Origin of the sequence: Kitasatospora sp. NPDC050463 (assembly GCF_040655255.1) — a bacterium.
Taxonomy (GTDB): Bacteria; Actinomycetota; Actinomycetes; order Streptomycetales; family Streptomycetaceae; genus Kitasatospora.
In genome coordinates, this window is sequence record NZ_JBFAJO010000106.1 from 1 (window position 1) to 21,845 (window position 21,845).

Annotated in this window: 27 protein-coding genes and 1 pseudogene; 12 read left to right on the forward strand and 16 right to left on the reverse strand. The window is 72.0% G+C overall.

The annotated features are described in order from the left end of the window. The first annotated feature begins 208 nt into the window (after window positions 1-208). Complete coding sequence (locus tag AB0J08_RS37500) at window positions 209-964, forward strand: helix-turn-helix domain-containing protein (RefSeq protein WP_360643273.1); 756 nt, start codon at window positions 209-211, stop codon at window positions 962-964. Window positions 965-1,205: 241 nt separating this feature from the next. Here the strand turns inward: AB0J08_RS37500 and AB0J08_RS37505 are convergent, their stop codons facing one another. The 4 genes from AB0J08_RS37505 to AB0J08_RS37520 are packed head-to-tail and all read right to left on the reverse strand — an operon-like array spanning window position 1,206 to window position 2,222. Beyond that, window positions 1,206-1,358, reverse strand: coding sequence for a hypothetical protein (locus tag AB0J08_RS37505; protein ID WP_360643276.1), 153 nt, complete (start codon window positions 1,356-1,358; stop codon window positions 1,206-1,208). Beyond that, window positions 1,355-1,594, reverse strand: coding sequence for a hypothetical protein (locus AB0J08_RS37510; protein ID WP_360643279.1), 240 nt, complete (start codon window positions 1,592-1,594; stop codon window positions 1,355-1,357). Before AB0J08_RS37510 ends, AB0J08_RS37505 begins: the two co-directional genes overlap by 4 nt. Continuing rightward, window positions 1,582-1,860: a hypothetical protein gene (locus AB0J08_RS37515; RefSeq protein ID WP_360643282.1), complete on the reverse strand. Its 279-nt coding sequence runs from the start codon at window positions 1,858-1,860 to the stop codon at window positions 1,582-1,584. Before AB0J08_RS37515 ends, AB0J08_RS37510 begins: the two co-directional genes overlap by 13 nt. Then, complete coding sequence (locus AB0J08_RS37520) at window positions 1,857-2,222, reverse strand: ATP-binding protein (RefSeq protein WP_360643285.1); 366 nt, start codon at window positions 2,220-2,222, stop codon at window positions 1,857-1,859. The genes AB0J08_RS37515 and AB0J08_RS37520 overlap by 4 nt, the downstream gene beginning before the upstream one ends. 268 nt (window positions 2,223-2,490) lie before the next feature. On the opposite strand from AB0J08_RS37520, the gene AB0J08_RS37525 reads away from it, so the two are divergent. From AB0J08_RS37525 to AB0J08_RS37535, 3 genes are all read left to right on the forward strand, one after another. Further along, window positions 2,491-3,381, forward strand: a complete 891-nt coding sequence (locus tag AB0J08_RS37525; RefSeq protein ID WP_360643288.1) for a helix-turn-helix transcriptional regulator — start codon at window positions 2,491-2,493, stop codon at window positions 3,379-3,381. Between the two features lie 10 nt (window positions 3,382-3,391). Beyond that, entirely contained in the window at window positions 3,392-3,592 is a 201-nt protein-coding gene (locus AB0J08_RS37530; protein WP_360643291.1) for a DUF397 domain-containing protein, read from the forward strand. A 202-nt stretch (window positions 3,593-3,794) separates the two neighbouring features. Then, entirely contained in the window at window positions 3,795-4,331 is a 537-nt protein-coding gene (locus AB0J08_RS37535) for a SigE family RNA polymerase sigma factor (protein ID WP_360643294.1), read from the forward strand. 9 nt (window positions 4,332-4,340) lie between these two features. Here AB0J08_RS37535 and AB0J08_RS37540 read toward each other — a convergent pair whose 3' ends face one another. After that, window positions 4,341-4,673, reverse strand: coding sequence for a hypothetical protein (locus tag AB0J08_RS37540; RefSeq protein ID WP_360643297.1), 333 nt, complete (start codon window positions 4,671-4,673; stop codon window positions 4,341-4,343). 46 nt (window positions 4,674-4,719) lie between these two features. Between AB0J08_RS37540 and AB0J08_RS37545 the strand changes: the two genes are divergently transcribed. The 4 genes and pseudogenes from AB0J08_RS37545 to AB0J08_RS37560 form a co-directional block, all read left to right on the forward strand. Next, on the forward strand, window positions 4,720-5,088 hold the full coding sequence (locus AB0J08_RS37545) for a L,D-transpeptidase (RefSeq protein WP_360643300.1): 369 nt from the start codon (window positions 4,720-4,722) through the stop codon (window positions 5,086-5,088). Between the two features lie 34 nt (window positions 5,089-5,122). After that, the gene (locus AB0J08_RS37550; RefSeq protein ID WP_360643345.1) at window positions 5,123-5,332 is read left to right on the forward strand and encodes a hypothetical protein; all 210 of its coding nucleotides are present in this window, start codon (window positions 5,123-5,125) and stop codon (window positions 5,330-5,332) included. Further along, complete coding sequence (locus tag AB0J08_RS37555; protein ID WP_360643303.1) at window positions 5,313-5,831, forward strand: DUF6879 family protein; 519 nt, start codon at window positions 5,313-5,315, stop codon at window positions 5,829-5,831. Before AB0J08_RS37550 ends, AB0J08_RS37555 begins: the two co-directional genes overlap by 20 nt. Before the next feature lie 12 nt (window positions 5,832-5,843). Further along, window positions 5,844-6,002: pseudogene (locus AB0J08_RS37560) on the forward strand (helix-turn-helix transcriptional regulator); the annotation flags it as partial. A 57-nt stretch (window positions 6,003-6,059) separates the two neighbouring features. On the opposite strand, the gene AB0J08_RS37565 reads toward AB0J08_RS37560, so the two are convergent. Together AB0J08_RS37565 and AB0J08_RS37570 are read right to left on the reverse strand one after the other, a co-directional pair. Then, window positions 6,060-6,335 carry a hypothetical protein gene (locus AB0J08_RS37565; RefSeq protein ID WP_360643306.1) on the reverse strand — a complete coding sequence of 92 codons (276 nt, stop codon included), beginning with the start codon at window positions 6,333-6,335 and terminating at the stop codon, window positions 6,060-6,062. A 116-nt stretch (window positions 6,336-6,451) separates the two neighbouring features. Continuing rightward, window positions 6,452-6,931 carry a hypothetical protein gene (locus tag AB0J08_RS37570; RefSeq protein WP_360643309.1) on the reverse strand — a complete coding sequence of 160 codons (480 nt, stop codon included), beginning with the start codon at window positions 6,929-6,931 and terminating at the stop codon, window positions 6,452-6,454. Between the two features lie 143 nt (window positions 6,932-7,074). Here AB0J08_RS37570 and AB0J08_RS37575 point away from each other — a divergent pair, with 143 nt between their 5' ends. Next, complete coding sequence (locus AB0J08_RS37575) at window positions 7,075-7,719, forward strand: PhzF family phenazine biosynthesis protein (protein ID WP_360643312.1); 645 nt, start codon at window positions 7,075-7,077, stop codon at window positions 7,717-7,719. A gap of 235 nt (window positions 7,720-7,954) precedes the next feature. Beyond that, window positions 7,955-9,397 (forward strand): hypothetical protein, encoded by a 1,443-nt coding sequence (locus AB0J08_RS37580; RefSeq protein WP_360643315.1) that lies wholly within the window; start codon window positions 7,955-7,957, stop codon window positions 9,395-9,397. A gap of 109 nt (window positions 9,398-9,506) precedes the next feature. On the opposite strand, the gene AB0J08_RS37585 is transcribed toward AB0J08_RS37580, so the two are convergent. The 4 genes from AB0J08_RS37585 to AB0J08_RS37600 all read right to left on the reverse strand — a co-directional run bounded on the left by AB0J08_RS37585 (window position 9,507) and on the right by AB0J08_RS37600 (window position 13,083). Further along, window positions 9,507-10,043, reverse strand: coding sequence for a VanZ family protein (locus AB0J08_RS37585; protein ID WP_360643318.1), 537 nt, complete (start codon window positions 10,041-10,043; stop codon window positions 9,507-9,509). A 200-nt stretch (window positions 10,044-10,243) separates the two neighbouring features. Beyond that, window positions 10,244-10,582 carry a hypothetical protein gene (locus AB0J08_RS37590; protein WP_360643321.1) on the reverse strand — a complete coding sequence of 113 codons (339 nt, stop codon included), beginning with the start codon at window positions 10,580-10,582 and terminating at the stop codon, window positions 10,244-10,246. Window positions 10,583-10,665: 83 nt separating this feature from the next. Continuing rightward, window positions 10,666-12,336: a HAMP domain-containing sensor histidine kinase gene (locus tag AB0J08_RS37595; RefSeq protein WP_360643324.1), complete on the reverse strand. Its 1,671-nt coding sequence runs from the start codon at window positions 12,334-12,336 to the stop codon at window positions 10,666-10,668. A gap of 69 nt (window positions 12,337-12,405) precedes the next feature. Then, window positions 12,406-13,083, reverse strand: a complete 678-nt coding sequence (locus AB0J08_RS37600; protein ID WP_329487983.1) for a response regulator transcription factor — start codon at window positions 13,081-13,083, stop codon at window positions 12,406-12,408. Window positions 13,084-13,738: 655 nt separating this feature from the next. On the opposite strand from AB0J08_RS37600, the gene AB0J08_RS37605 reads away from it, so the two are divergent. After that, on the forward strand, window positions 13,739-14,347 hold the full coding sequence (locus AB0J08_RS37605; RefSeq protein ID WP_360643348.1) for a SigE family RNA polymerase sigma factor: 609 nt from the start codon (window positions 13,739-13,741) through the stop codon (window positions 14,345-14,347). 211 nt (window positions 14,348-14,558) lie between these two features. Here the strand turns inward: AB0J08_RS37605 and AB0J08_RS37610 are convergent, their stop codons facing one another. The 4 genes from AB0J08_RS37610 to deoC form a co-directional block, all read right to left on the reverse strand. Then, window positions 14,559-15,194 (reverse strand): ATP-binding protein, encoded by a 636-nt coding sequence (locus AB0J08_RS37610; RefSeq protein ID WP_360643327.1) that lies wholly within the window; start codon window positions 15,192-15,194, stop codon window positions 14,559-14,561. 334 nt (window positions 15,195-15,528) lie between these two features. After that, window positions 15,529-16,431 carry an aldehyde dehydrogenase family protein gene (locus AB0J08_RS37615; RefSeq protein WP_360643330.1) on the reverse strand — a complete coding sequence of 301 codons (903 nt, stop codon included), beginning with the start codon at window positions 16,429-16,431 and terminating at the stop codon, window positions 15,529-15,531. Then, window positions 16,424-17,920 carry an aldehyde dehydrogenase family protein gene (locus tag AB0J08_RS37620; protein WP_360643333.1) on the reverse strand — a complete coding sequence of 499 codons (1,497 nt, stop codon included), beginning with the start codon at window positions 17,918-17,920 and terminating at the stop codon, window positions 16,424-16,426. The genes AB0J08_RS37615 and AB0J08_RS37620 overlap by 8 nt, the downstream gene beginning before the upstream one ends. A 5-nt stretch (window positions 17,921-17,925) precedes the next feature. Next, the gene (gene deoC, locus AB0J08_RS37625; RefSeq protein WP_360643335.1) at window positions 17,926-18,912 is read right to left on the reverse strand and encodes a deoxyribose-phosphate aldolase; all 987 of its coding nucleotides are present in this window, start codon (window positions 18,910-18,912) and stop codon (window positions 17,926-17,928) included. Window positions 18,913-19,136: 224 nt separating this feature from the next. Between deoC and AB0J08_RS37630 the strand changes: the two genes are divergently transcribed. Next, window positions 19,137-19,811 carry a PH domain-containing protein gene (locus AB0J08_RS37630; protein WP_360643338.1) on the forward strand — a complete coding sequence of 225 codons (675 nt, stop codon included), beginning with the start codon at window positions 19,137-19,139 and terminating at the stop codon, window positions 19,809-19,811. Window positions 19,812-19,925: 114 nt separating this feature from the next. Here the strand turns inward: AB0J08_RS37630 and AB0J08_RS37635 are convergent, their stop codons facing one another. Then, on the reverse strand, window positions 19,926-21,641 hold the full coding sequence (locus AB0J08_RS37635; RefSeq protein WP_360643342.1) for a phospho-sugar mutase: 1,716 nt from the start codon (window positions 21,639-21,641) through the stop codon (window positions 19,926-19,928). Window positions 21,642-21,845: the final 204 nt, after the last annotated feature.

Consider the following 21,845-nt stretch of genomic DNA (forward strand, 5'->3'; position numbering starts at 1 on the left):
CTGGTCGTTTCTGACTCCGCAAAAGCTACGTTGCTTTCCATGTCTCAGCAACAGATTCGTTGCGCTGAATCTTCATCAGTGCAGGTCAGAGCCTAAATATCGTTGCGAAGGCCTGGAATCAAATGCAACGATGGTCATCTTGTTCGTTGCAATGGACTGAGAGTGAACGCTATGCTGGGGGCACCACGGACACACGAAGGAGACCGCGATGCCGGGAGGCAGGCTCACCCAGCAGGAACGCCAGCAGATCGCGCTGGGAGTGGCCGACGGCCTCGCCTACGCGGAGATCGCCAGACGTCTCGACCGCCCGACCTCGACCGTCACGCGTGAGGTGATGCGCAACGGCGGCCCCACCGCCTACCGCGCGGACCTGGCCCACCGCGCCACCGAACGCCGCACCCACCGACGCGGGCAGACCACCCCCCGGGGGCCGGGGGTGCCCGAGCAGGCCCACGGGCGCGACGCCGAGGCGGTGCGCGCGTACGAGGAGACGTTCACCACCGTCCTCATGGGGTCGGGCATGCCCACGATGATGTCCCGGGTGATGGCCTGTCTGACCCTGACCGACACGGGCAGCCTCACCGCGTCCGAACTCGTTCAGCGCCTCCAGGTCAGCCCGGCCTCCATCTCCAAGGCGATCGCGTTCCTGGAGACTCAGGGCTTCGTCCGCCGGGAGCGCGACGAACGCCGCCGCGAGCGCTACGTCGTCGACGACGACATCTGGTACCAGTCGATGATCGCCAGCGCCCGGTCCACCGCCCAGATCGTCGAGACCGCACGGCAGGGCGTCGGCGTCCTCGGCCCCGAGACCCCCGCCGCCGTCCGCCTGGAGAACGTCGCCCGGTTCCTCGACTTCGTCTCCGAGAGCATCGCCCGCGCGGCGGAGCAGGCCCGCGACATCCTCCACGCCAAGCCCGAAGCGCCCTCGGGCGGTGCTGCCGCGCCGAGTTCGGATCACGGGTAGGGGCAACCGCGTCGGGCGGCGGGGCGGTGAACTCTTCGACGGGGTCGACGGGTTCGCGTGCTGTGGGGCAGGGCTTCCCGGAGGGGAGGCCCTGCCTTTCGCTTGCCCGGATGGCGAGAGGCAAGTCTGCAATGCCCTGGGGAGGGTGGAGTGGGAAGTCGGGCGGGCCGACTTCCCGTGCGGGGGAGCGGGGAGCGGGCCGCGGCGGCAGCCGCCGGGCGGGGTGATCGGTAGCGGCCGATCAGCGGGGTATGCCGGGGGTGGAGTCGTCGTCGCTGCGCCGGTTCACCTTGAGCGCGGTGATCACGCCGAGTACGACGGTGAGCAGCGCGAGGGCGAGGAGCGTGACGAGGGCGGTGGCGACGAGGAAGCCGGCGGAGCTGCCGAGGCTCATCGCCGCACCCCGATGACCCGGCGCCCGAGGCGGGCGGCGAGTTCGTGGAGCAGCTCGTCGGCCTGGTCGCGGGTGAGGGGGATGGCGAGGTGCTCGCCCGGGCCGGCGTGGACGTCGAGGTCGACGGCGACGCGGAGTTGGAGGGCGGCGTCGGGGACGCTCTCCACGGCGAGGTAGGCGATCGTGGTGCGCTCGGTGTGGATCGCCTGGGTGAGGAGGGGGATCAGGACTCCCACCGGTCACCTCGCCCGGGGGCCTGGTCGGCGGCGCGCTCGGCGTCGAGGAGCAGGTTGAGGAGGTTCCGGAGGGTGGTGGAAGGCGCGGTGCCGAAGCGGACGAGGACGCGGCCGTCGATGGTCCGGTCGGTGCCGGAGCTCGGCCAGATGATGCCGAACTTGCTTCCGCGCTCGTGGAGTTCGGCGAGGAGGGTGGTGATCTGCGCCTCGGAGTAGGAGCGGACGCGGGGGTCGGTGGGCCGGATCGGCCGGCGGTCGGGGTTCACGCGGCGGAGTCCAGCTCGAACCAGACGACCTTGCCGTTCTTGCGCGGGTCGGCACCGAATCGGTGGGTGAGCGAGCGGACCAAGTGAAGCCCCCGGCCCGAGAGTTCGTAGGGGTCGGCGGAGGTGCGCTGCTCGGGGAGGGTGGGGCTGTCGTCGGCGACCGAGACCCGGAGGGTGCGGTTCAGGAGGACGACGACGACGAGCGGCGCCTGGCTGCCCGCGTGGCGCCAGGCGTTGACGAAGAGTTCGTGCAGAGCGAGTTCGGCGTCGGCGATGGTGTCCGGCGGCCAGCCGGAGGCGGCGAGGGACTCGCGCAGCTCATGGCGGGCGGCGGACCAGTCGGGAGGGTTGCAGGAACGCACGAAGAACCTCCGGAAGAGGAGAGGGAGTTCGCGGCGGAGACGTGACCGTGAGCCAGGCCGAACATGCACATGGCTGCTCTGCGGCGCCCGAGCAGGGCATTACTGACACTCCGTCGTGTGATCGGTGCAACACTGAGAGTAGGGCTGCAGGTTCCACGCGTGCAACACGATCGCCCGAAATGGCCCCTCGGGCTGGGTAACCTCACTCTTGTGAGTGGCGCCCGGCGCTCTCGAAGCGGGAAACTGCTCCGACACGGAAGGAAGACCCTTGGCTCTCAGGACTCAAATCAGCGAGCGACAGAAGCGGTTCGGCGCTGAGCTGAGGAGACTGCGTGAGGCTGCTGGGCTGGCGGTGAAGGATGCCGGAGCCACGATCGGCATGGGTGGACCGCAGTTGAGCCACATCGAGGCCGCTCGTACTGGGCTTGACCCGTCCCGCCTTGCGACACTGTTGGCCGCGTATGGGTGCACGGATGAGACCTATATGGCCATCCTGCACGACCTGGGTGCCAGTGACGGCAAGGGTTGGTGGACGGAGTTCAAGGGGAAGGTTCCGGCCCTCGCGCTGGATCTGGCGGAAGTCGAGGGCAGGGCGGTGTCGTTGGCCAGCTACGACAGCCTCTACATCCCAGGCGTCTTTCAGCTGCCCGGATATGCGCGGGCGATCTATGAGAGCTCGAATCGGCCCGGTGCCTGGGAGTCAGAGGTGCAAGTCCAGTTCCGGATGGAACGGCAGCGGATTCTGACCGATGGCGGACAGCGTGAGTTCCGTTTCGTTATTCACGAGGCTGCGCTGCGCATGCGATTTGCGGGTGACGGCGTCATGCGGGCTCAGCTGTTGCACCTCGTCGACCTGGCAGAGCTTCCCAACGTCACCATCCAGGTTGTTCCGTTCACAGCGCCGAACCATGCACCTCTCTCGGCCTCGTTTCTACTCTGCGACCCTGGCTGCGCCGATCTTTCGACCGTTATTCTGGACGCACCAAGGCATGCCGAGCATCTTGGAGATCAGGCCGAGATCGTGGCCTACCGTCGAAAGCTTCAGCAGCTGAGCGATGTTGCGTTGCCTGCCGTCGATACGACCGGGTCGCTGCGCGACCTGTCTGCTCGCAGTTCGCTGGGGCTCATTCAGCATCTCCTCTATCTGCTCCAGAGCTGAAAGGCACCCGATGTTCCATCTCTCCTGGCAGAAGTCCTCGTACAGCGAAGGTGAAGGCTCCAACAACTGCCTCGAACTGGCTTCTGGCGTTGGCGATCTGCGCCACCTCCGTGAGTCGGACGACCCCGATGTCGTCGTCACGACCGACGCTGCCAAGCTCCGCGCTTTCATCCTCGGAGTGAAGGCCGGCGAGTTCGACCACTTCATCTGAGCAGCGCACGCATAGGGGTGGGGCGGCCGACAGGCCGCCCCACCCCCTTGTTCCGCTCGGCGTCTCAGTTGATCTGGTCCGTGGACAGGTCTCCCGTCCCCGCTGACTCCGCTGCCGGATCCGGCGCAACCCCGTCCGCGTCCCGTGCGTGGAGGTGGTGGATGCAGGGGCGTCCGATCGAGAAGGCGGAGCGGCACACGGGATGACCGACGAGGAGTACAGCGCGTTCTACATGTCCTCGTTCTCCCTACTGGTACGGCAGTTGTACGCCATGACGGGGGATTTCAGCGAGGCACAGGATGCGGTCCAGGAGGCTTTCGTGCGGGGCTGGGGCAGGCGCGCCCGGTTCTCGACCGATGACGGCCCGCCCGAGGCGTGGATCCGTACGGTCGCCTGGCGGCTGGCGGTCAGCCGGTGGCGGCGGGCCCGTCGCGGCCGGGTGCTGGAGCGAGAGCGCGTGCACGCGCTGCCGCAGGAGGTCTCCGGGCCGGGTCCGGAGCACATCACCCTGGTGGCGGCGCTGCGCACGCTTCCGGCGGCGCAGCGGCAGGCGATCGTGCTCTTCCACCTGTGTGATCTGAGTCTCCATCAGATAGCCGAGGAGACCGGGGCGGCGGTCGGCACGATCAAGGCCCGCCTCTCCCGGGGGCGCGCCGCGCTCGCGGAGCATCTTCGCGACGAGCCGGAGGCGGGGAGCGCCGCCCTCCGACGTTCGGAAAGGATGAACCACTGTGCCTGAGCTGGAGGATCACGCGCGTTCCGAGCAGGATGACAGGATCTCCTCGGCGCTGAGCGAGCTGTATGCGCAGGCGCCGGTGGCGCTGCCGTTGCCGTACGACACCGTGCGCCGCCGGGGTGCGGGCCGGCGGCGCAGGCGGCGGGCGGCGGTTCTGGGGGTGGCCGCGGCGGTGTGCGCGGTGGGCTTGCTGGGCTCGGGCGCCGTTCTGCCGGGGCGGCAGCAGGGGGTCGTCGCACCGGGGACCGCCGGGCCCGTGCCTTCGCCGAGCGCGAGCGCGAGCGGGAGTGCGAGCGCGAGCGCCCCGCCGCCGTCGAGGGACGTGGTCGGCCATGTGGACCTCACCGCGCACACGGTCCGGGTCCAGTCCGGCACCACGACACTCCGGACCATGCCGGCGACCGCGGGCCGTGCCGACTTCCCCACTCCGACGGGCCTCATGAAGGTGGCGGACAAGCAGGACTCGCTGCGTGTGAGCAGCAGTAGCAGCGGGCCGATGCCGCAGCCGTCCGGCGGGGGCGAGTACGACCTGGTGCTGCCCTGGTGCGTGCGGCTGGTCGCCGAGGACGGCCGCTCGACGTTCGTCTGCGGCATGAACTGGTACGGACCTGGCATCCTCGGCCACGAGAACCGCACCTTCGGGGCGGTCGGGCTGAGCACCGAGGACGCCCGCTGGTTCTTCGACCACGTGCAGGTCGGCGACCTCGTCAGCGTGGTGAACCAGGATCGGTCCGCGCCGGGTGACATCGGGCACGACTAGTTTCCGCCACCCGGCATTCCACCGTCGTCACCAGATCACGCAGGACGAGGTGACGGGTGACTTGATCATCCAGTCCTGGAAGGCTGATGACGAGACGGTCCGCGAGGCACAGGAGGTCGGTTCGGTGCCCGGGCACTCGACCGAGGTGCCGCCGCACGAGACCGTGATCCGGCTGCCCGTGAACATGCTTCGGTTCATTCCGAGGCCGGCGAAAGGGGAAGAGAGTGCAACCACCGGCACGTGAGGCGCTGGCCGTGGCGCGAAGGTCGGCCGTGCATCTGGAGATGCGCGACAGCTACATGCGCGACGACCCCACTTTCGTCGCCTGGCAGGACGGGCTCCGGCCCGAGCCTGCGGATCGGGACTCGTGGTGGCTGTCCTGGCACGACGTGGTCAATGCAGCAGTGGCCAGGGGAGTAGTCGTTCGGCGAGCGCGCATCATCTCGGAGCCGATCAGCGACTACGTCCGCTATGAGTACGACGGGACGTTCGCCAACATTGCCGCCGGGGAGCTGGTGCGATGGCTGCCCAGGCGCCAGACTCGCGATCTCGCTCTACCGGGGCCGGACTTCTGGGTTTTCGACGACGAGACCGTGCTCTTCCATCACTTCACCGGCGACGGCCAGTTGGATGTTGACGGTCGCGAGTACGTCACCGACCAAGCCCTCGCGAAGCTGTGCGGTGCGGCATTCGAATCCGTGTGGCAGCGCGCCATCCCCCACGAGGAGTACCGGCCGCGCTGAACGGCTGCCGCTATGTCCGATCCAGCCTCATCAAGCGTCCGGCAGGCCCGGCGGGATCTCGCCGATCGGCTCGGCGAGATCCGGCGGGAGGCGGGCCTCACCGGGCGGCAACTCGCCGACCGGTGTGGCTGGCATCCGTCCAAGTCCTCGCGGATCGAGAACGCGCGGACCGTGCTGTGAAGGAGCCTCACCGTCCCGTTCGCCCCGGTGGGGGCGACGGCGGACACGTCAGAAGTACGTCAGCCAGCCGAAGGTGGCGACGTAGGCGCGGCGGACGGCGTTGCGGCCGCGGCCGCCGAGCGCGGTGATGAAGGCCAACGCGACCACGAACCAGACGGTGGGGACGGCCGCGATGACCAGGGACCACCCGGGCCGCTCGGCGACGAATCGGGTGATGGCCACCGCGCCCAGGGCCACGAGCAGCCCGACATGAGCGTCGCCCAGGTCGGGCGGTTCCTCGCTGCGGTCCGGGGAGGGCGCCGGGTCCGCTTCGCCAGGTGTCATCGCCGGCCTCCGGGGGGGCTTTGCCGGAACCGGTCCGGCGACGGATGGGTGAAGCGGTTCCACGCCATGGCACCAGGAGTGGCCGGCCACCGGACGACCGGCGCCGGCCACCGGGATCAGCCCGCCGGGTGCTGCGGCGGCTGCGGCTGAGTCGGGGGCTGAACGGGCTGGGCCGCCGGGGCGCCCTGCGGCGGCACCGGCGCGGCCTGCGCGTAGGGGTTCTGCGCGGCGTTCGGGTTGTACGGCGCGTTGGGGTTGTACTGCGCGTTCGGGTCGTACGTCGCCTGGTAGGCCGCCGGCTGCGGGGCCGGGGCGTTGCTGCGGGCCACCAGGGCCTTGACCGCGTTGACGATCAGCAGCACCGGGAGGATGAACGCCTGGAAGAACATGCGGTACTCGCTGCCCTCGAAGAGGAACGCGAGGTAGTACGCGTAGCCCGCGAACGCGACACCGGCGATCACGTTGATGACGCGCCAGCCGGCGCTCAGGCCGCCGCCGAGGTTGATCGCGCCGAGGACGACCATGGCGATGCCGCTGATCGCCAGCAGCACGACGTACCAGGAGAAAAGGGGGTCAACGGTGAAGTCGAGGTTCACGGAGGCAATTCCTGTGGGAGGTGAGAAGGGGAAAACCGATGGGGACGAGAGCGCACAGTACTGGAGCCCACCGACATTTGCCGCCGCGTTTTCGTCACGGACTCATTGCTGAATCCGCCCCCCGCCCGTGGTTGGGTGGACGAATGACTGACTATGAGGTCCTTCGGGTCTTTTGCGGCCCCGACGGCGCGCACGGCAACGAGCTCGGCGTGGTCCGCGACGGCGCGGCCGTCCCCGGCGAGGCGGACCGGCTGGCCGTCGCCCGCGAACTCGGCTTCAGCGAGACCGTCTTCGTCGACGACGCCGAGCGCGGCGCGATCGACATCTACACGCCCAGCGTTCGCCTGCCGTTCGCCGGCCACCCTTGCGTCGGCGCGGCCTGGCTGCTCGGCGTGGACGAGCTGGTGACCGCCGCCGGCACCGTACGGGCCCGTCACGACGCCGAGTTCACCCGCATCGAGGCCCGCGCCGGGTGGGCGCCGGGGCGCACGTTGAAGCAGTACGGTTCCGTGGCCGAGGTGGACGCCCTGGACGTCCCGCAGCCGGGGGAGTGGATCTACGCCTGGGCCTGGCAGGACGAGCAGGCGGGCACCGTGCGGGCGCGCGCGTTCCCCGGTCGCGGTGACGGGATCGACGAGGACGAGGCCACCGGCGCCGCCGCACTGCTGCTCACGGCCGAACTCGGACGCGGTCTGACGATCACCCAGGGGCTCGGTTCGCAGCTTGTCACGGCCGTCCGGTCCGGCGGTCTGATCGAGGTCGGCGGCAGGGTTCGGCGAGCCCGCTAACCGGCCGAGAAGGCGGGGAACCAGGCGGCGCGGGCGCTTTCCACGGCCCGCGCCGAGTGTTCGTCCCGGCGACCGAAACTCCTTCATGAATGGTCCATGCGTTCGGATATGATGCCGCCGTTGCTGGAGTTTGGGGGCGAAGCGGCGGGACGGTCATGGCCTGCGACGGGTTCCCACACAGTCCTGGCGACCCACTCTCTGCCGGGCCAGGCCCGCTCTCCTCCGTGAGGTTCCATTGCGTACTCAGCACCGCGGCTTCCTCGCCCTTGCCGCCACCGCAACTCTGGTTTCCGGCGCCGCCCTGGCCTCCGCCCCGGCCGCCCTCGCGGCCCCGTCGGCTCCCCGCAGCACCCAGGGCCCGCAGGGGCCCGGAAGCACCCGGGCGCAGAGCGGTCCGGTGTCGATCACGCTGGACGGGCTCCCCGGCACCTTCACCGCCGGCGCGGCGCCGGTCGAGTTCACCGCGACCCTGAAGAACTCCGCCGACCACGCGGTCGACGCCACGACCGGGTTCACCCTGGCGGACGTCGACTCCGGCATCAAGGAGACCCAGCTCAAGCTGGAGTTCCAGGCGCCCGGCAGTACCCAGTGGAAGAGCGCCCTGCTCAGCCCGGGCCAGCGCGTCGGCGCCGTGTGGGAGCTCGACACCTTCGCCACCAGGATCAGCGTGCCCGCCGGGGCCTCGGTCAGCTACCGGCTGCGCCTCGCCGTCACCGCCGATGCCGTGGGCGGCACGGCGACGGCCGGATTCCGGGCCGAGGTGTCGGATCCGACGCTGCCTCCGGAGCAGCGGCTCTCAAACCCCTTCAGCGAGTACGGGCGGTTCACCATCGTCCCGGCCGGCCGGCCGAGCACCCCGTCGCCGGCCCCCGCTCCCGGCCTGGCGGATCCGAGTGTCGAAGGGGTCCCCGTCTCCTTCACCGCGGGCGGCGAGGCGAAGCCCTTCAAGCTGGTCGTCGCCAACCACAGCGGCAAGGACATCCGCGTTCTCCCCGAGGTCACCTTCCAGAGCGCGCGAACGCTGCCCGTCGACGGGGTCCGGCTCGATTTCCAGACCCCGGCCGGCGAGTGGCTGGCCGCCACCCCTTGGGTGCAGGAGTTTCCGACGGGCCAGCTGACCCTGGCGCTCCGGTCGGGCGACAAGGAGGCCGACGTCATCCACCTGCGGGACGGCGCCTCCCGCACGATCAACGTCCGGTTGGCCTTCGCCGGCGACGCCCCGCTCGGCGGCGACTCGGTGCTGCTCACGGCGTACAGCCTGCCGGAAGGGGGCGGGGCCGGCGTCGGGGCCTCCAGCCGGGCGCTCCAGTTCACCGTCGTGGCGCCGAGCGGCTCCGGTACGTCGTCCGGCCCGGCGTCGCCCATGCCCACGGTCACGGTGACGGCCACCGCGACCCCCACCGGGGCGGCGAGCCCGCCGGCGGCTCCGGCGCCGGTCGCGACCTCGCCGTCCGCCGTCGCGCTGGTCGCTTCGGTGCAGGTCACCGGCTCGGCGCCGGACCGCCCGGCCGTCGCGGCTCCGGCTCCGGTCCCGACGTCGACGCTGGCGTCGACCGGCGGCGGCTCCTCCTCCGCACCGATGGCGATCACCGGTGCGACGGCGATCGCGATGGGCGTCGCCACCCTGGGCATCCTGGTCGTGCGCCGGCGCCAGCAGGCGCGCCGCCTCGGCCGCTGACCCCCGGCGCGGTGGAGGAACCGCGGTTCGTCGCGGAGCTGATCGACCCCGCCCCGTGCGCGGTGGCCGCTCCCGATGCCCACCACTGTCCGGCGAGCAGCGAGCCGCCTCAGCGGCCGTGGGACGAGAAGGGCTCCGCGTAGACGGGGGCGGGTGTCGGCGTAGGGGCCGGGGCGGGCGCCGGCCGGTCGGCTCGCGGTCGGCGGGGCCGGAGCAGCAGCGACCGGCAGGCCGGCACCAGGGCCAGGTGGACGATGACCACCCCGACGACGGCGAACAGTATGTGGTCGACGTTCAGGACATGGCCGGGGGTCCAGGAGGAGAGGAACTCCAGGGCGGTGGCCAGCAGCGCGGAGGCACCCGTGGTGCGGAGGAAGGACGGGAGCCAGGGGGCCCGGAGGCGGCCGCCGGCGAGCGGGAGCAGGACGCCGAGCGGGGCCAGCAGGAGCAGTTCGCCGAGCAACTGCCAGGCGGTGGAGGAGCGGAGCGAGGCCAGCGGCGTCAGGTTGGCGTCGTAGACCCAGGCCACCGGCAAGGGTCTCAGCACCGACCAGCCGGCCAGGGCCAGGTGGAGGACGAGGCCGACGAGGCCCGCCATCCGTAGGGGACGGTGGACGGCCGCCGCCGGTCCGGTCTCGGTCCGCACGACGGAACGCTGCTCGCGTGCCCTGGTGCCATCTCGCTGCACGCGGGGAAGGACGTGAGCCGGTGGCGCGGCGGTTCCACGCCCGGCGTGAACATTCCGCCGCACGCCCGCAGAGCGGTGCGGAACGGCTCCGAGTGGCGCGGAGCGGCCCGAAGCGGCACCAGACCGGTCCCGGTCGGCGCGGAAGCGGGCGGAATCGATCAGCGACAGGTGGGCGAGGCGGTCGGGACCGGTGACGCCACCGCGCTGAACACGTTGTCCGCCGGCGGGGTGGACGGCCCGGAGGCCCGCGTGACCGACGGTGCCGGGCTCGCGAACGGCTTCACCGAGGAATGCGCGGCCGGTGCCGTCGGGCCGACCGGCGACGGTGTGGCCGGCGCCGTCGGTATGGTCGGCGCGGTCGGGCAGGCCGTCCGGCTGGCGGGCGCACCCGCGTCCACCGGGACGGCGGTCGGGCGGATGCCGCACCCGGCGGCGAGGGCGGCCAGGGCCAGCAGCCCGGCGGCGCCGAACACCCGGGCCGGACGGGACGCCCGCACCGAGCGGCCGGGACGGGCCGAGCGCCCGGGGCGGGACGATCGAGCGGGACGGGCCGGCCACGCCGGAACGGACGGACGGGAGGTCACTGCGCATTCTCCTCGGAGTCGGCGGCCGGCTGCGGCGGAGGCTGGGTCCTCGGCAGCGTCAGCGTGAACACCGCCCCCACCTCCCCGTTGGCGGCCGTGATCGTCCCCCCGTGGATCTGTGCGTTGGCCATCGCGATCGACAGGCCCAGGCCGCTGCCCTCCGACCGCGCCCGCCCCTTGTCCGCCTTGTAGAACCGGTCGAAGACGTGCGGCAGCACGTCCTCCGGGATGCCGGGGCCGCTGTCCGAGACCTCGACGACGACCGAGCCGACCGCCGGGCCGCCCTCCACCCCGCCCTCCGCGTCACCGAGCGGGCCGGCGAGCGGACCACCCGACGGGCCACCGTGCGGGCCACCGAGCGGACCACCCGACGGAGCACCGAGCGGGCCACCCACCGGCTCGTCCACCGGGCCGCCCTCCCGGGGGCCCTCCTCCCGGACCGTCACCCGCACCGGCGAGCCGCCGTGCTTGAGCGCGTTGCCGATCAGGTTGGCGAAGACGACGTCCAGCCGGCGCGGGTCGACCACGGCCCGGACGCCGCGCGGGGCGTCCAGCTCGACCGCGTCGTACCAGGCCCGGCCGTCGATGCAGGACATGATCAGATCGGCGATGTCCACCTCGTCGGCGACCAGCTTGGCCGTACCGGCGTCGAAGCGGGTCACCTCCATCAGGTTCTCCACCAGGTCGGAGAGCCGGCGCGTCTCGTTGACCACCAGCCGCACGGCCGGCTCGATCATCGGGTCCAGCGACTCGGCCTCGTCCTCCAGGATGTCCGTCACGGCGGTCATCGCGGTCAGCGGGGTGCGCAGCTCGTGCGACATGTCGGCGACGAACCGCCGGCTCTGCGCCTCCCGTGCGCTCAGCTCCTCGACCTGCTCGTGCAACGACTCCGCGGTGCGGTTGAACGTCCTCGCGAGGTCCGCGAGTTCGTCCGATCCCTCGACTTCGAGCCGGGTGTCCAGATGGCCCTCGCCGAGCCTGCGGGCCGCCTCGCCGAGCCGCTTGACCGGGCGCAGCACCGTCGCCGACGCGGCCTGGGCGAGCAGGGCCGAGCCGATCAGCGCCAGCAGGGTGGCGATCGCCAGCGACCAGCCGAGCGTGTTCAGGTCGGCCCGCTCGTTCTCCAGCGACTTGAACATGTACGCCGTCGGCCCGGTCGGCACCACCCTGGTGCCGCCGATCAGGAACGGGCGGCCGTCCAGGTTCTGCCGCTGCCAGTACAGGTGGTACGCGTACGGGTTGTTCTCGGTGACCTCGCGCGGCTTGGCGACGGTGTCCTGCAGCTTGGCCGGGACGCCGGCGAGCGTGTAGTTCACCGGGTCCGAGGAGGCGACGCAGTCCGGGTGGGCGGGGTCGGAGACCACCACCTCGTAGGTGAGCCCGGAGCTGGCGACGCTGGTGGCCAGCTGGCTCAGCTCGGTACAGGTGGCGTTCAGGGGCAGCTCGGAGACGTTGCGGGTGAGCGAGACCCGGAAGTCGTTGAGCGCGGTGTCCTGGGCGCGCTTGAGCACCGCGTCCCGGTTCAGCCAGTACGCGATGCCGGAGGCCGAGACGGCGGCGAGCAGTGCGACCGCGGCGAACACCGCGATCAGCCGCACCCGCAGGGAGCGCAGCCGTCGCCACGGGCCCGAGGAGAAGCGGCTGGTCGTCGTCTGAAGGTCAGTCACGGGAGCCTGTCGTTGCGGAAGATCAGGAGAGGCGGGATATCAGGAGCGGGGGGCGGTGGTCGGGGGCGCTCACGCCGGCGGGTCCAGGCGGTAGCCGACCCCGCGCACCGTGCGGATCAGCGTCGGCGCCGAGGGCACGTCCTCGACCTTCGCCCGCAGCCGCTGGACGCACGCGTCCACCAGTCGGGAGTCGCCGAGGTAGTCGTGCTCCCAGACCAGGCGCAGCAGCTGCTGACGGGAGAGCGCCTGCCCGGGCCGGCGGCTGAGCTCCAGCAGCAGTCGCAGCTCGGTCGGGGTGAGTTGGAGGTCCTCGCCGTCCTTGGTGACGGTCATCGCCGCGCGGTCGATCACCACCGTGCCGTAGGCGGAGGAGTCCGAGCTCTCCCGCTCGCCGCGCCGCAGCACGGCCCGGATCCGGGCGTCCAGGACGCGCGGCTGCACCGGCTTGACGACGTAGTCGTCCGCGCCGGACTCCAGGCCGACCACGACGTCGATGTCGTCGGACCGGGCGGTGAGCAGGATGATCGGCAGCTGGTCGGTGCGGCGGATCCGGCGGCAGACCTCGAAGCCGTCGATTCCGGGCAGCATGACGTCCAGCACGATCAGGTCCGGCCGCTGCTCCTTGAAGAGCCTCAGACCGTCCTCGCCGGAGGCGGCGGTGGCCACTTTGTGGCCCTGGCGGGTGAGGGCGAGTTCGAGGCCGGTACGGATGGCGTCGTCGTCCTCGATCAGTAGGAGGAAAGGCACGGGCCTCATTCTGGCTCACCCGGAGCGCCGAATCACCCCCCGGCACCTGTCACCGTCCGAGCGGGAACCGGAACCGGAGCCACCGGCGTCCGTCACGGCGGGAGGCGATGCGGGACGAAAGGCCCGCCCCTGTGACAGCCCTGTGACAGTCGACGGACAGCGTCATCACAACCGGCGGGCAAGATTTTCCATGTCGCCGCAGTACAGCGGGCCAACAGGCCGGCTGAACGGCGGCAACAGGAACCGCTCGTACCGACCAAGGGGGCGCACGATGAACGCCAGGCTGCAGACCCGGACCAACCCGGCTGACCGCACCGCGCGTTCGTCATCGGCCACCCACCGGACCCGGTACGAGGTCAGGACCGACGAGACCTCCGGTGCCGTGATCGTGCGGGGGTGCGCACACAGCGCCGGTGGAAACACTGTCGCCCGCCGGGTGAGCGGCGGCGGCAGGCAGGGGGAGCTGTACGGGATCGGCCACCGGGGGACCGTGGTCGACTCCGCCAGCACCCTCACGCTGCGGGGGATCCTCCCCGTGCGCGTCGAGGGCAAGGACACCCTGGGGGGGAACGGGGGAACCCGGGGGATCGGGGGAAGCGGGCTGCGGAAGGTCGACTCGGGGGAGTCGGCCGGCCGCGAGTCCGCAGGTGCGACGCTGCTGCGGCTGAACCCCGCAGCGGCCCGCACCGCCGAGGCGGGACAGGGAGACGCGCAGGGGGAGCACTCGGCCGTCGCGGAGGACCACACCAAGGAGTTCACCGCGTACGTGCGCGAGCGCCGCGCCTCCCTGTACGCCACGGCGTACCACCTCACCGGTGACCGCTACGAGGCCGAGGACCTGCTGCAGAGCGCGCTCTTCAGCACCTACCGGGCCTGGGGCCGGATCACCGACAAGGCCGCGGTGGGGGGCTACCTCCGCCGCACCATGACCAACCTGCACATCTCCGCCTGGCGGCGCCGCAAGGTCAACGAGTACCCGACCGAGGAGCTGCCGGAGACGGTCGGCGACACCGACGCGATGGGCGGCACCGAGCTGCGCGCCGTGCTCTGGCAGGCGCTGGCCAAGCTGCCGGAGAACCAGCGGACCATGCTGGTGCTGCGCTACTACGAGGGCAAGACCGACCCGGAGATCGCCGACGTGCTCGGCATCAGCGTCGGGACGGTCAAGAGCAGCATCTGGCGCGCGCTGCGCCGGCTGCGCGACGACGAGCACCTGAACAAGTCGGGCGACACGGCCCGGGCGTTCGGCGAGCTGGTCGCCTGAGAAGGGCCCCGAGAGGGGCAGGGACTCCCGTCGGGGGACGGGTGAGGACGGTCGAGGGAACTGGTGGCGCCGGCTCGGGGGAGCGGCGCCGCCGGGGGAGCCCGCTGGCCGTCCGGGAAGGCGGCGGCCCGGTGCGGGGGAGACGCACCGGGCCCGCCGTTCTTCGCGTTCGCGTCCGGGCCGGGCGGGCCCTCGTGGTCCCGCGCGGACCTCAGACCGCCGAGAGCTGCCGCCCGGCCGCCGCGCGGATCCGCCGGTCCGCCTCCGGGCCGGTGCAGGGGTGGGCGCCCAGTCCGACCTGTCGGCCGACGATCGAGCGCTCGGCGCGCATCAGGCGCCAGCCGCGGCGCACCAGGACGGGCAGCGACTTGCGGCCCTCCCGGACGTCCCGGCGCAGCCGGCGCCAGGCCGTGGTGAGCGCGCCGTTGCGCAGGCACAGCGCGTCGCCCAGCAGGTCCTCGGCGGCGCAGTCACCGGCGATCTCGGCGGCGAAGATGCCCTCGGCGATGAACGCGGGCGCGCCGGCGAGGTCCAGCACCCGGGTGGAGACCCGGCCGTTGGCCGGGATGGAGTACACCGGGACCTCGGTGCGGCCGGTCTCGTACAGGCTGCGGATCGCGGCCACGGCCTGCTCGCGGTGCCAGGCCAGCGGGGAGTCCCAGTCGACCGCGCCGTCGGGCAGCAGCGGCAGGGTGGGGTCGTCCCCGTCCTTGTAGAAGTCGTCGAGCTGGAGCACCGGCAGGCCGCTGCGCTCCGCCAGAGAGGACTTCCCCGATCCGGAGGGCCCGGACAGCAGGATCACTCGGGCGCGGGCTGTCGGCACGGGATTCAGCGGGGAGTCACTCACGGGACACCAGTCTGACGCATCCGGGCCGGATGCCGAAACCCGTCGGACCACACCTTCTGCTGCGCCTGCGGCGCGGCGAGGGCGAGGCGCGGCGCGGCAGCGGCAGCGGCAGGTACCGGCTGCGACGGAAGTCGACGGACCGGCGGCACGGGGAAACGCCGGGGGGAGACGCCGGACGGAGACGTCGGGAAAGTCGACGGACCCGCGCCAGGGGGGGAGAGGCGCGGGTCCGTCCAATGACCGTCCGGGCCCTGGGGGGGGTGAGGGCACTGGGGACGGCCAGTCTGTGGAGTTGTTGCTCTGCGGGCTCGTGAGCCCACGGGTGACGGGGAGGTCAGATCCCCATCGGGTGCCAGACCGTCTTCGTCTCCAGGAAGGAGAGTAGCCGGTCGGTACCGGGAGCATTGGTCCAGTCCTGGGCGAACGGGTCCAGCTGCGGACGGACCACCCTCTTCAGGGTATCCGCGGCAGCCGCTTCCAGCGCACCCGCCGCGCCGGGACCGTCGGCGGCGATGGCGCCGGTGAGGTCCACCGCGTTGACGTCCTGGTGCGAGGCCAGGGTGGGCGCGATGTCGGCGGTACGGCCCGAGATGATGTTGACCACGCCGCCGGGGACGTCCGAGGTGGCCAGCACCTCGCCCAGCGACAGGGCCGGCAGCGGGGCGTCCGCGGCGGCCGCGACCACCACGGTGTTGCCGGTGGCGATGGCGGGCGCGACCACCGAGACCAGGCCGAGCAGCGAGTGCCCGTAGCCGGCCTGCGGGGCGACGATCCCGACCACACCGGTCGGCTCGGGGGTGGAGAGGTTGAAGAACGGCCCGGCGACCGGGTTGGCCCCGCCCGCGATCTGGGCGACCTTGTCGGTCCAGCCCGCGTACCAGACCCAGCGGTCGATGGCGGCGTCCACCAGGGCGGCGGCCTTCTTCGGGCCGACGCCCTCGGAGAGCGCCACCTCGGCGGCGAACTGCTCGCGCCGGCCCTGCAGCATCTCGGCGACGCGGTACAGCACCTGGCCGCGGTTGTACGCGGTGGTGCCGGCCCAGCCCTTGACGGCCGCGCGGGCGGCCTGCACGGCGTCCCGGGCGTCCTTGCGGGTGCCGAGCGGGGCGTTGGCGAGCCACTCGCCCTTTGAGTCCGTCACCTCGTACACCCGCCCGCTCTCGGAGCGCGGGAACTTCCCGCCGACGTACAGCTTGTAGGTCTTGAGGACATCAAGACGGCTCACGACATCAGACATCTCGGGCCTCGACATTCAGGTAGGGCTCCAGACCGTGGCGGCCACCCTCGCGGCCGTAGCCCGACTCCTTGTAGCCGCCGAACGGCGAGGTCGGGTCGAACTTGTTGAAGGTGTTGGCCCAGACCACGCCGGCCTTGAGCCGGTTGGCAGTCCAGAGGATGCGCGAGCCCTTCTCCGTCCAGATGCCGGCGGAGAGGCCGAACGGGGTGTTGTTGGCCTTCTCGACCGCCTCGGCCGGGGTGCGGAAGGTCAGCACCGACAGGACCGGGCCGAAGATCTCCTCCTGGGCGATCCGGTGGGCCTGGCTGACGCCGGTGAAGACGGTCGGCCTGAACCAGAAACCGGTGCCCGGCAGCTCGCACGCGGGCGACCAGCGCTCGGCGCCCTCGGCCTCGCCGGCGTCGGTCAGCGCGGTGATCCGGGCCAGCTGGGCGGCCGAGTTGATGGCGCCGATGTCGGTGTTCTTGTCCAGCGGGTCGCCGACCCGCAGGGTGCCCATCCGGCGCTTCAGGGCGTCCAGCAGCTCGTCGTGGATCGACTCCTGGACCAGCAGGCGCGAGCCCGCGCAGCAGACGTGGCCCTGGTTGAAGAAGATGCCGTTGACGATGCCCTCGACCGCCTGGTCGATCGGCGCGTCGTCGAAGACGATGTTCGCGGCCTTGCCGCCGAGCTCCAGCGAGAGCTTCTTGCGGGTACCGGCGATCTGCTTGGCGATCGCCCGGCCGACCGGGGTGGAGCCGGTGAAGGCGACCTTGTTGACGTCCGGGTGCGCGGTGAGCGCGGCGCCGGTGCGGCCGTCACCGGTGACGATGTTGACGACGCCCTTCGGCAGGCCCGCCTGGCGGCAGATCTCGGCGAAGCGCAGCGCGGTCAGCGGGGTGGTCTCGGCCGGCTTCAGCACCACGGTGTTGCCGGTGGCCAGCGCCGGGGCGATCTTCCACGCCAGCATCAGCAGCGGGAAGTTCCACGGGATGACCTGGCCGGCCACGCCCAGCGGGCGGGGGTTCGGGCCGTAGCCGGCGAAGTCGAGCTTGTCGGCCCAGCCCGCGTAGTAGAAGAAGTGCGCGGCGACCAGCGGCAGGTCGACGTCGCGGGTCTCGCGGATCGGCTTGCCGTTGTCGATCGACTCCAGCACGGCCAGCTCGCGACTGCGCTCCTGGATGATCCGGGCGATCCGGAACAGGTACTTGGCGCGCTCGCTGCCCGGCAGCGCCGACCAGTCGGTGAAGGCCTTGCGGGCGGCGGCGACCGCGCGGTCGACGTCCTCCTCGGTGCCCTGGGCGAACTCGGCGAGCACCTGCTCGGTGGCCGGGTTGACCGTCTTCAGCGCCTCGTTGCCGGAGGAGTCGACGAACTCGCCGCCGATGAAGTGGCCGTAGGAGGTGGCGATGTCACCTGCGGCGGCGGGCGACTCGGGAGCCGGGGCGTAGCTGAAGAGGCCGCCGCGCTGGGGGGCCGCGGGCTCCTCGATGTTCTTCTTCTTGGCCATGGTGATCAGTCCACCGTCACGTAGTCGGGGCCGGAGTACCGTCCGGTGGTCAGCTTCTGACGCTGCATCAGCAGGTCGTTGAGGAGGCTGGAGGCGCCGAAGCGGAACCAGTGCGGGGTCAGCCAGTCGTCGCCGAGGGTCTCGTTGACCATCACCAGGTACTTCATGGCGTCCTTGGTGGTCTTGATGCCACCGGCGGGCTTCACGCCGACCTGGATGCCGGTCTGCGCCTTGAAGTCGCGGACGGCCTCCAGCATCAGCAGGGTGACCGGCGGGGTCGCGTTGACGGCGACCTTGCCGGTGGAGGTCTTGATGAAGTCGGCGCCGGCCAGCATCGCCAGCCACGAGACGCGGCGCACGTTGTCGTACGTCTGCAGTTCGCCGGTCTCGAAGATCACCTTGAGGTGGGCGGCGGTGCCGTCGGGGCGCTTGCACGCCTCCTTGACGGCGACGATCTCGTTGAAGACGTCCAGGTAGCGGCCGGAGAGGAAGGCGCCCCGGTCGATCACCATGTCGATCTCGTCGGCGCCGGCCGCGACCGCGTCGGCGGTGTCGGCGAGCTTGACCGGGAGCGCGGCGCGCCCGGCGGGGAAGGCGGTGGCGACGGAGGCGACCTGGATGTCGGTGCCCCGCAGTGCGTCCTTCGCGGTGGCGACCATGTCCGGGTAGACACAGATGGCGGCGACGCGCGGGGCGGTCGGGTCGGACGGATCGGGGGTCCGGCCCTTGGTGCACAGTGCGCGCACCTTGCCGGCCGTGTCCGCGCCTTCGAGCGTGGTCAGGTCGATCATCGAGATGGCCAGGTCGATGGCGTACGCCTTCGCCGTGGTCTTGATCGAGCGGGTACCGAGAGTGGCGGCGCGCGCCTCCAGGCCGACCTGGTCGACGCCGGGCAGGCCGTGCAGGAAGCGGCGGAGCGAGGCCTCGGACGCCGCAACGTCCTGAAGACCGCTGCCCGCAGCGCCGAGGGCATTGGCTGCAAGAGTGGACATAGTCACCACACCAGCATATCTACGCGCGTAGTCAACCGCTAGGCCCCGTACCTTTCGATGCCGGACCGAGATCTCGGCACGCTTCCGGGCCGATCACACCGGACCGGCGGTGGTCCAGGGGCGGATGGTGGGTCGCTCACCCGGACGGGGAGAAGGACGGCCGGGACCGCCACGGTGATCGCCGCCCCTGTAGATCAGGGGGAGCATGGGGCAGAATCGACGCCATGACCGAATCCGACGGCAAGCCCCACCCGGGCTCGGCCGGCCCCGACGGGGAGCCCGTGTACGCGGACCGCGTGTACCGCTCCATTCCCGGTGTGATCTCCGGCGTGCTGCTGTTGGCCGTGGCCGGGTGGCTGATCGGGGACGCGGCGCTGAACGGCACGGGGAAGACCCCGTACGTGTCGCTGGCCGCGGTGCCGGTGTTCGCCCTCCCGGTGATCGCCTACACCCTGCGGCCGGCGGTGCGGGCGAACGAGCGGCGGCTGGTGGTGCGCAACCCGCTGCGGACGATCACGGCGCCGTGGGCGGCCGTGGACGCGCTGCGCGCGGGGTACTCGGTGGAGCTGCTGGCCGGGGGCCACAAGTACCAGGTGTGGGCCGTGCCGGTGTCGCTGCGCCAGCGCAAGCGGGCCAACCGGATGCAACAGCGCGGCGGGGACCAGCACGCCTCCCGGCTGGGGACGACATTCGGCCGGCCAGCGCCGTCGGTGGTCGAGGGAGCGCCCGACCCGAACCGGGCCTGGTCCGACCAGGTGGTCGCGATCCTGCAGGAGATGGCCGAGCGGAACGCGGGCCGACCCGAGGCGGCCGGCCCGGTGGTCGTGCGCTGGTGCTGGTGGATCATCGCGCCGACCCTGGTGGGCCTGGCCGCGCTGATCGCCGCGATCGTGGCCTGAGTGACCTGAGCGGCCTGAGGGCCGGCAGGTTCGGGATGTGACGAAGGGGCCCCCGCCGGGGGCCCCTTCGTCGTGCGTCGGCGTTCGTGTGCCGGTCCGTCGTGTGCGGGCCGGTCAGCCGTCGATGCCGGCGGCCACGGCCAGGTCGCGCTTGATCGCGCCGAGCAGCTCCGCGGCGCGCGCCCGGGCGGTGGCCAGGTCGGCGGCGGAGCCGACCGGGAGGACGACCTCCAGGTAGCACTTCAGCTTGGGCTCGGTGCCGGACGGCCGGACCACGATCCGGGCCGAGCGGACGGCCTCGCCGGCCAGGTAGTAGCGCAGACCGTCGGTGGGCGGCAGGTCGGCGGAGCCGGCGGTCAGGTCGTCGGCGCGGGTGACCGTCAGGCCGGCCAGCACGGTCGGCGGCTGCTCGCGCAGGCGCTGCATCGCCTCGGCGATCAGCGAGAGGTCCTCCACCCGGACGGAGAGCTGGTCGGTGGCGTGCAGGCCGTGCTCCAGCGCCAGGTCGTCCAGCAGGTCGGCGAGGGTGCGGCCGGACCGCTTGAGGGTGGCGGCCAGCTCGGCGACCAGCAGGGCGGCGGTGATGCCGTCCTTGTCGCGCACGCCCTGCGGGTCGACGCAGTAGCCGAGCGCCTCCTCGTAGCCGTAGCGCAGGCCGTCGGCGCGAGCGATCCACTTGAAGCCGGTCAGCGTCTCGGCGTAACCCAGGCCGGCCGCCTCGGCGATCCGGCCGAGCAGGGTGGAGGAGACGATGGTGGTGGCGAAGGTGCCGGTGGCCCGCTTGGCGACCAGGGCGGCGCCGAGCAGCGCGCCCACGTCGTCGCCGCGCAGCATCCGCCAGCCGGTGCCGTTGCCGTCGGCGGCGCCGTTGGCCGGGACGGCCACCGCGCAGCGGTCGGCGTCCGGGTCGTTGGCGATGACGATGTCCGGGCCGACCGAGGCGGCGGTGCGGAAGGCGAGGTCCATCGCCCCCGGCTCCTCCGGGTTGGGGAAGGCCACGGTCGGGAAGTCCGGGTCGGGCTCGGCCTGTTCGGCGACCACGGTGGGCGCGGGGAAGCCGGCCCGCCGGAAGGCGGCGACCAGGGTGTCCCGGCCGACGCCGTGCATCGGGGTGTAGACGACGTCCAGGTCGCGCGGGCTGTGCGGGTCCACGATGGAGACGGCGCGGGCCAGGTAGGCGTCCATGACGTCCTCGCCGACGACGTCCCAGCCGTCCTCGGCCAGCGGGACCTCGGTGAGCGAGCCGATCGCGTCGATCTCGGCCGCGATCCCGGCGTCGGCCGGCGGGACGATCTGCGAGCCGTCGCCCAGGTAGACCTTGTAGCCGTTGTCCTGCGGCGGGTTGTGGCTGGCGGTGACGGTGACGCCGGCGGCCGCGCCCAGGTGGCGGACCGCGAAGGCGAGCACCGGGGTGGGCAGGGCGCGCGGCAGCAGCGCGGCCCGCAGGCCGGCGCCGACCACCACGGCGGCGGTGTCACGGGCGAAGTCATACGACTTGTGCCGGGCGTCGTAGCCGATGACGACCAGGTCGCCCAGGTTCTCCTTCTTCACGTAGGCCACCAGGCCGGCGGCGGCCCGGATCACCACGGCGCGGTTCATCCGCATCGGACCCGCGCCCAGCTCGCCGCGGAGGCCGGCGGTACCGAACTGGAGGCGGCCGGAGAAGCGCTCGGCCAGCCGCGACCAGGCGAGCTTGCTGTCCGACTCGGCGTCCGGACCCTCGGCCTCGGCCAGCAGCGCGGCCAGCTCCTCACGGGTCTGCGGGTCGGGGTCCTCGGCCAGCCAGGTCCGGGCCCGGGCGAGGAGATCGGTGGTGGGTGCCTGCGTCATGGCTGCAGCTCCATCGGGAAGTGCGTCGGTTCGGTCGGCCGGAGGGTTCCGCAAGAAGTGGGGGCGCATGCGGACGGGGTCCGCGGGCGGGTGTGATCAGCGGATCACACGCCCGGGTGGTGCGCGGCCCGACCGCCTGACGCGGCGCGCGGCTGCGCCCCGTGGAGCTATGGCTGGTCGAAGGTCCAGACGAGCACCACCTGC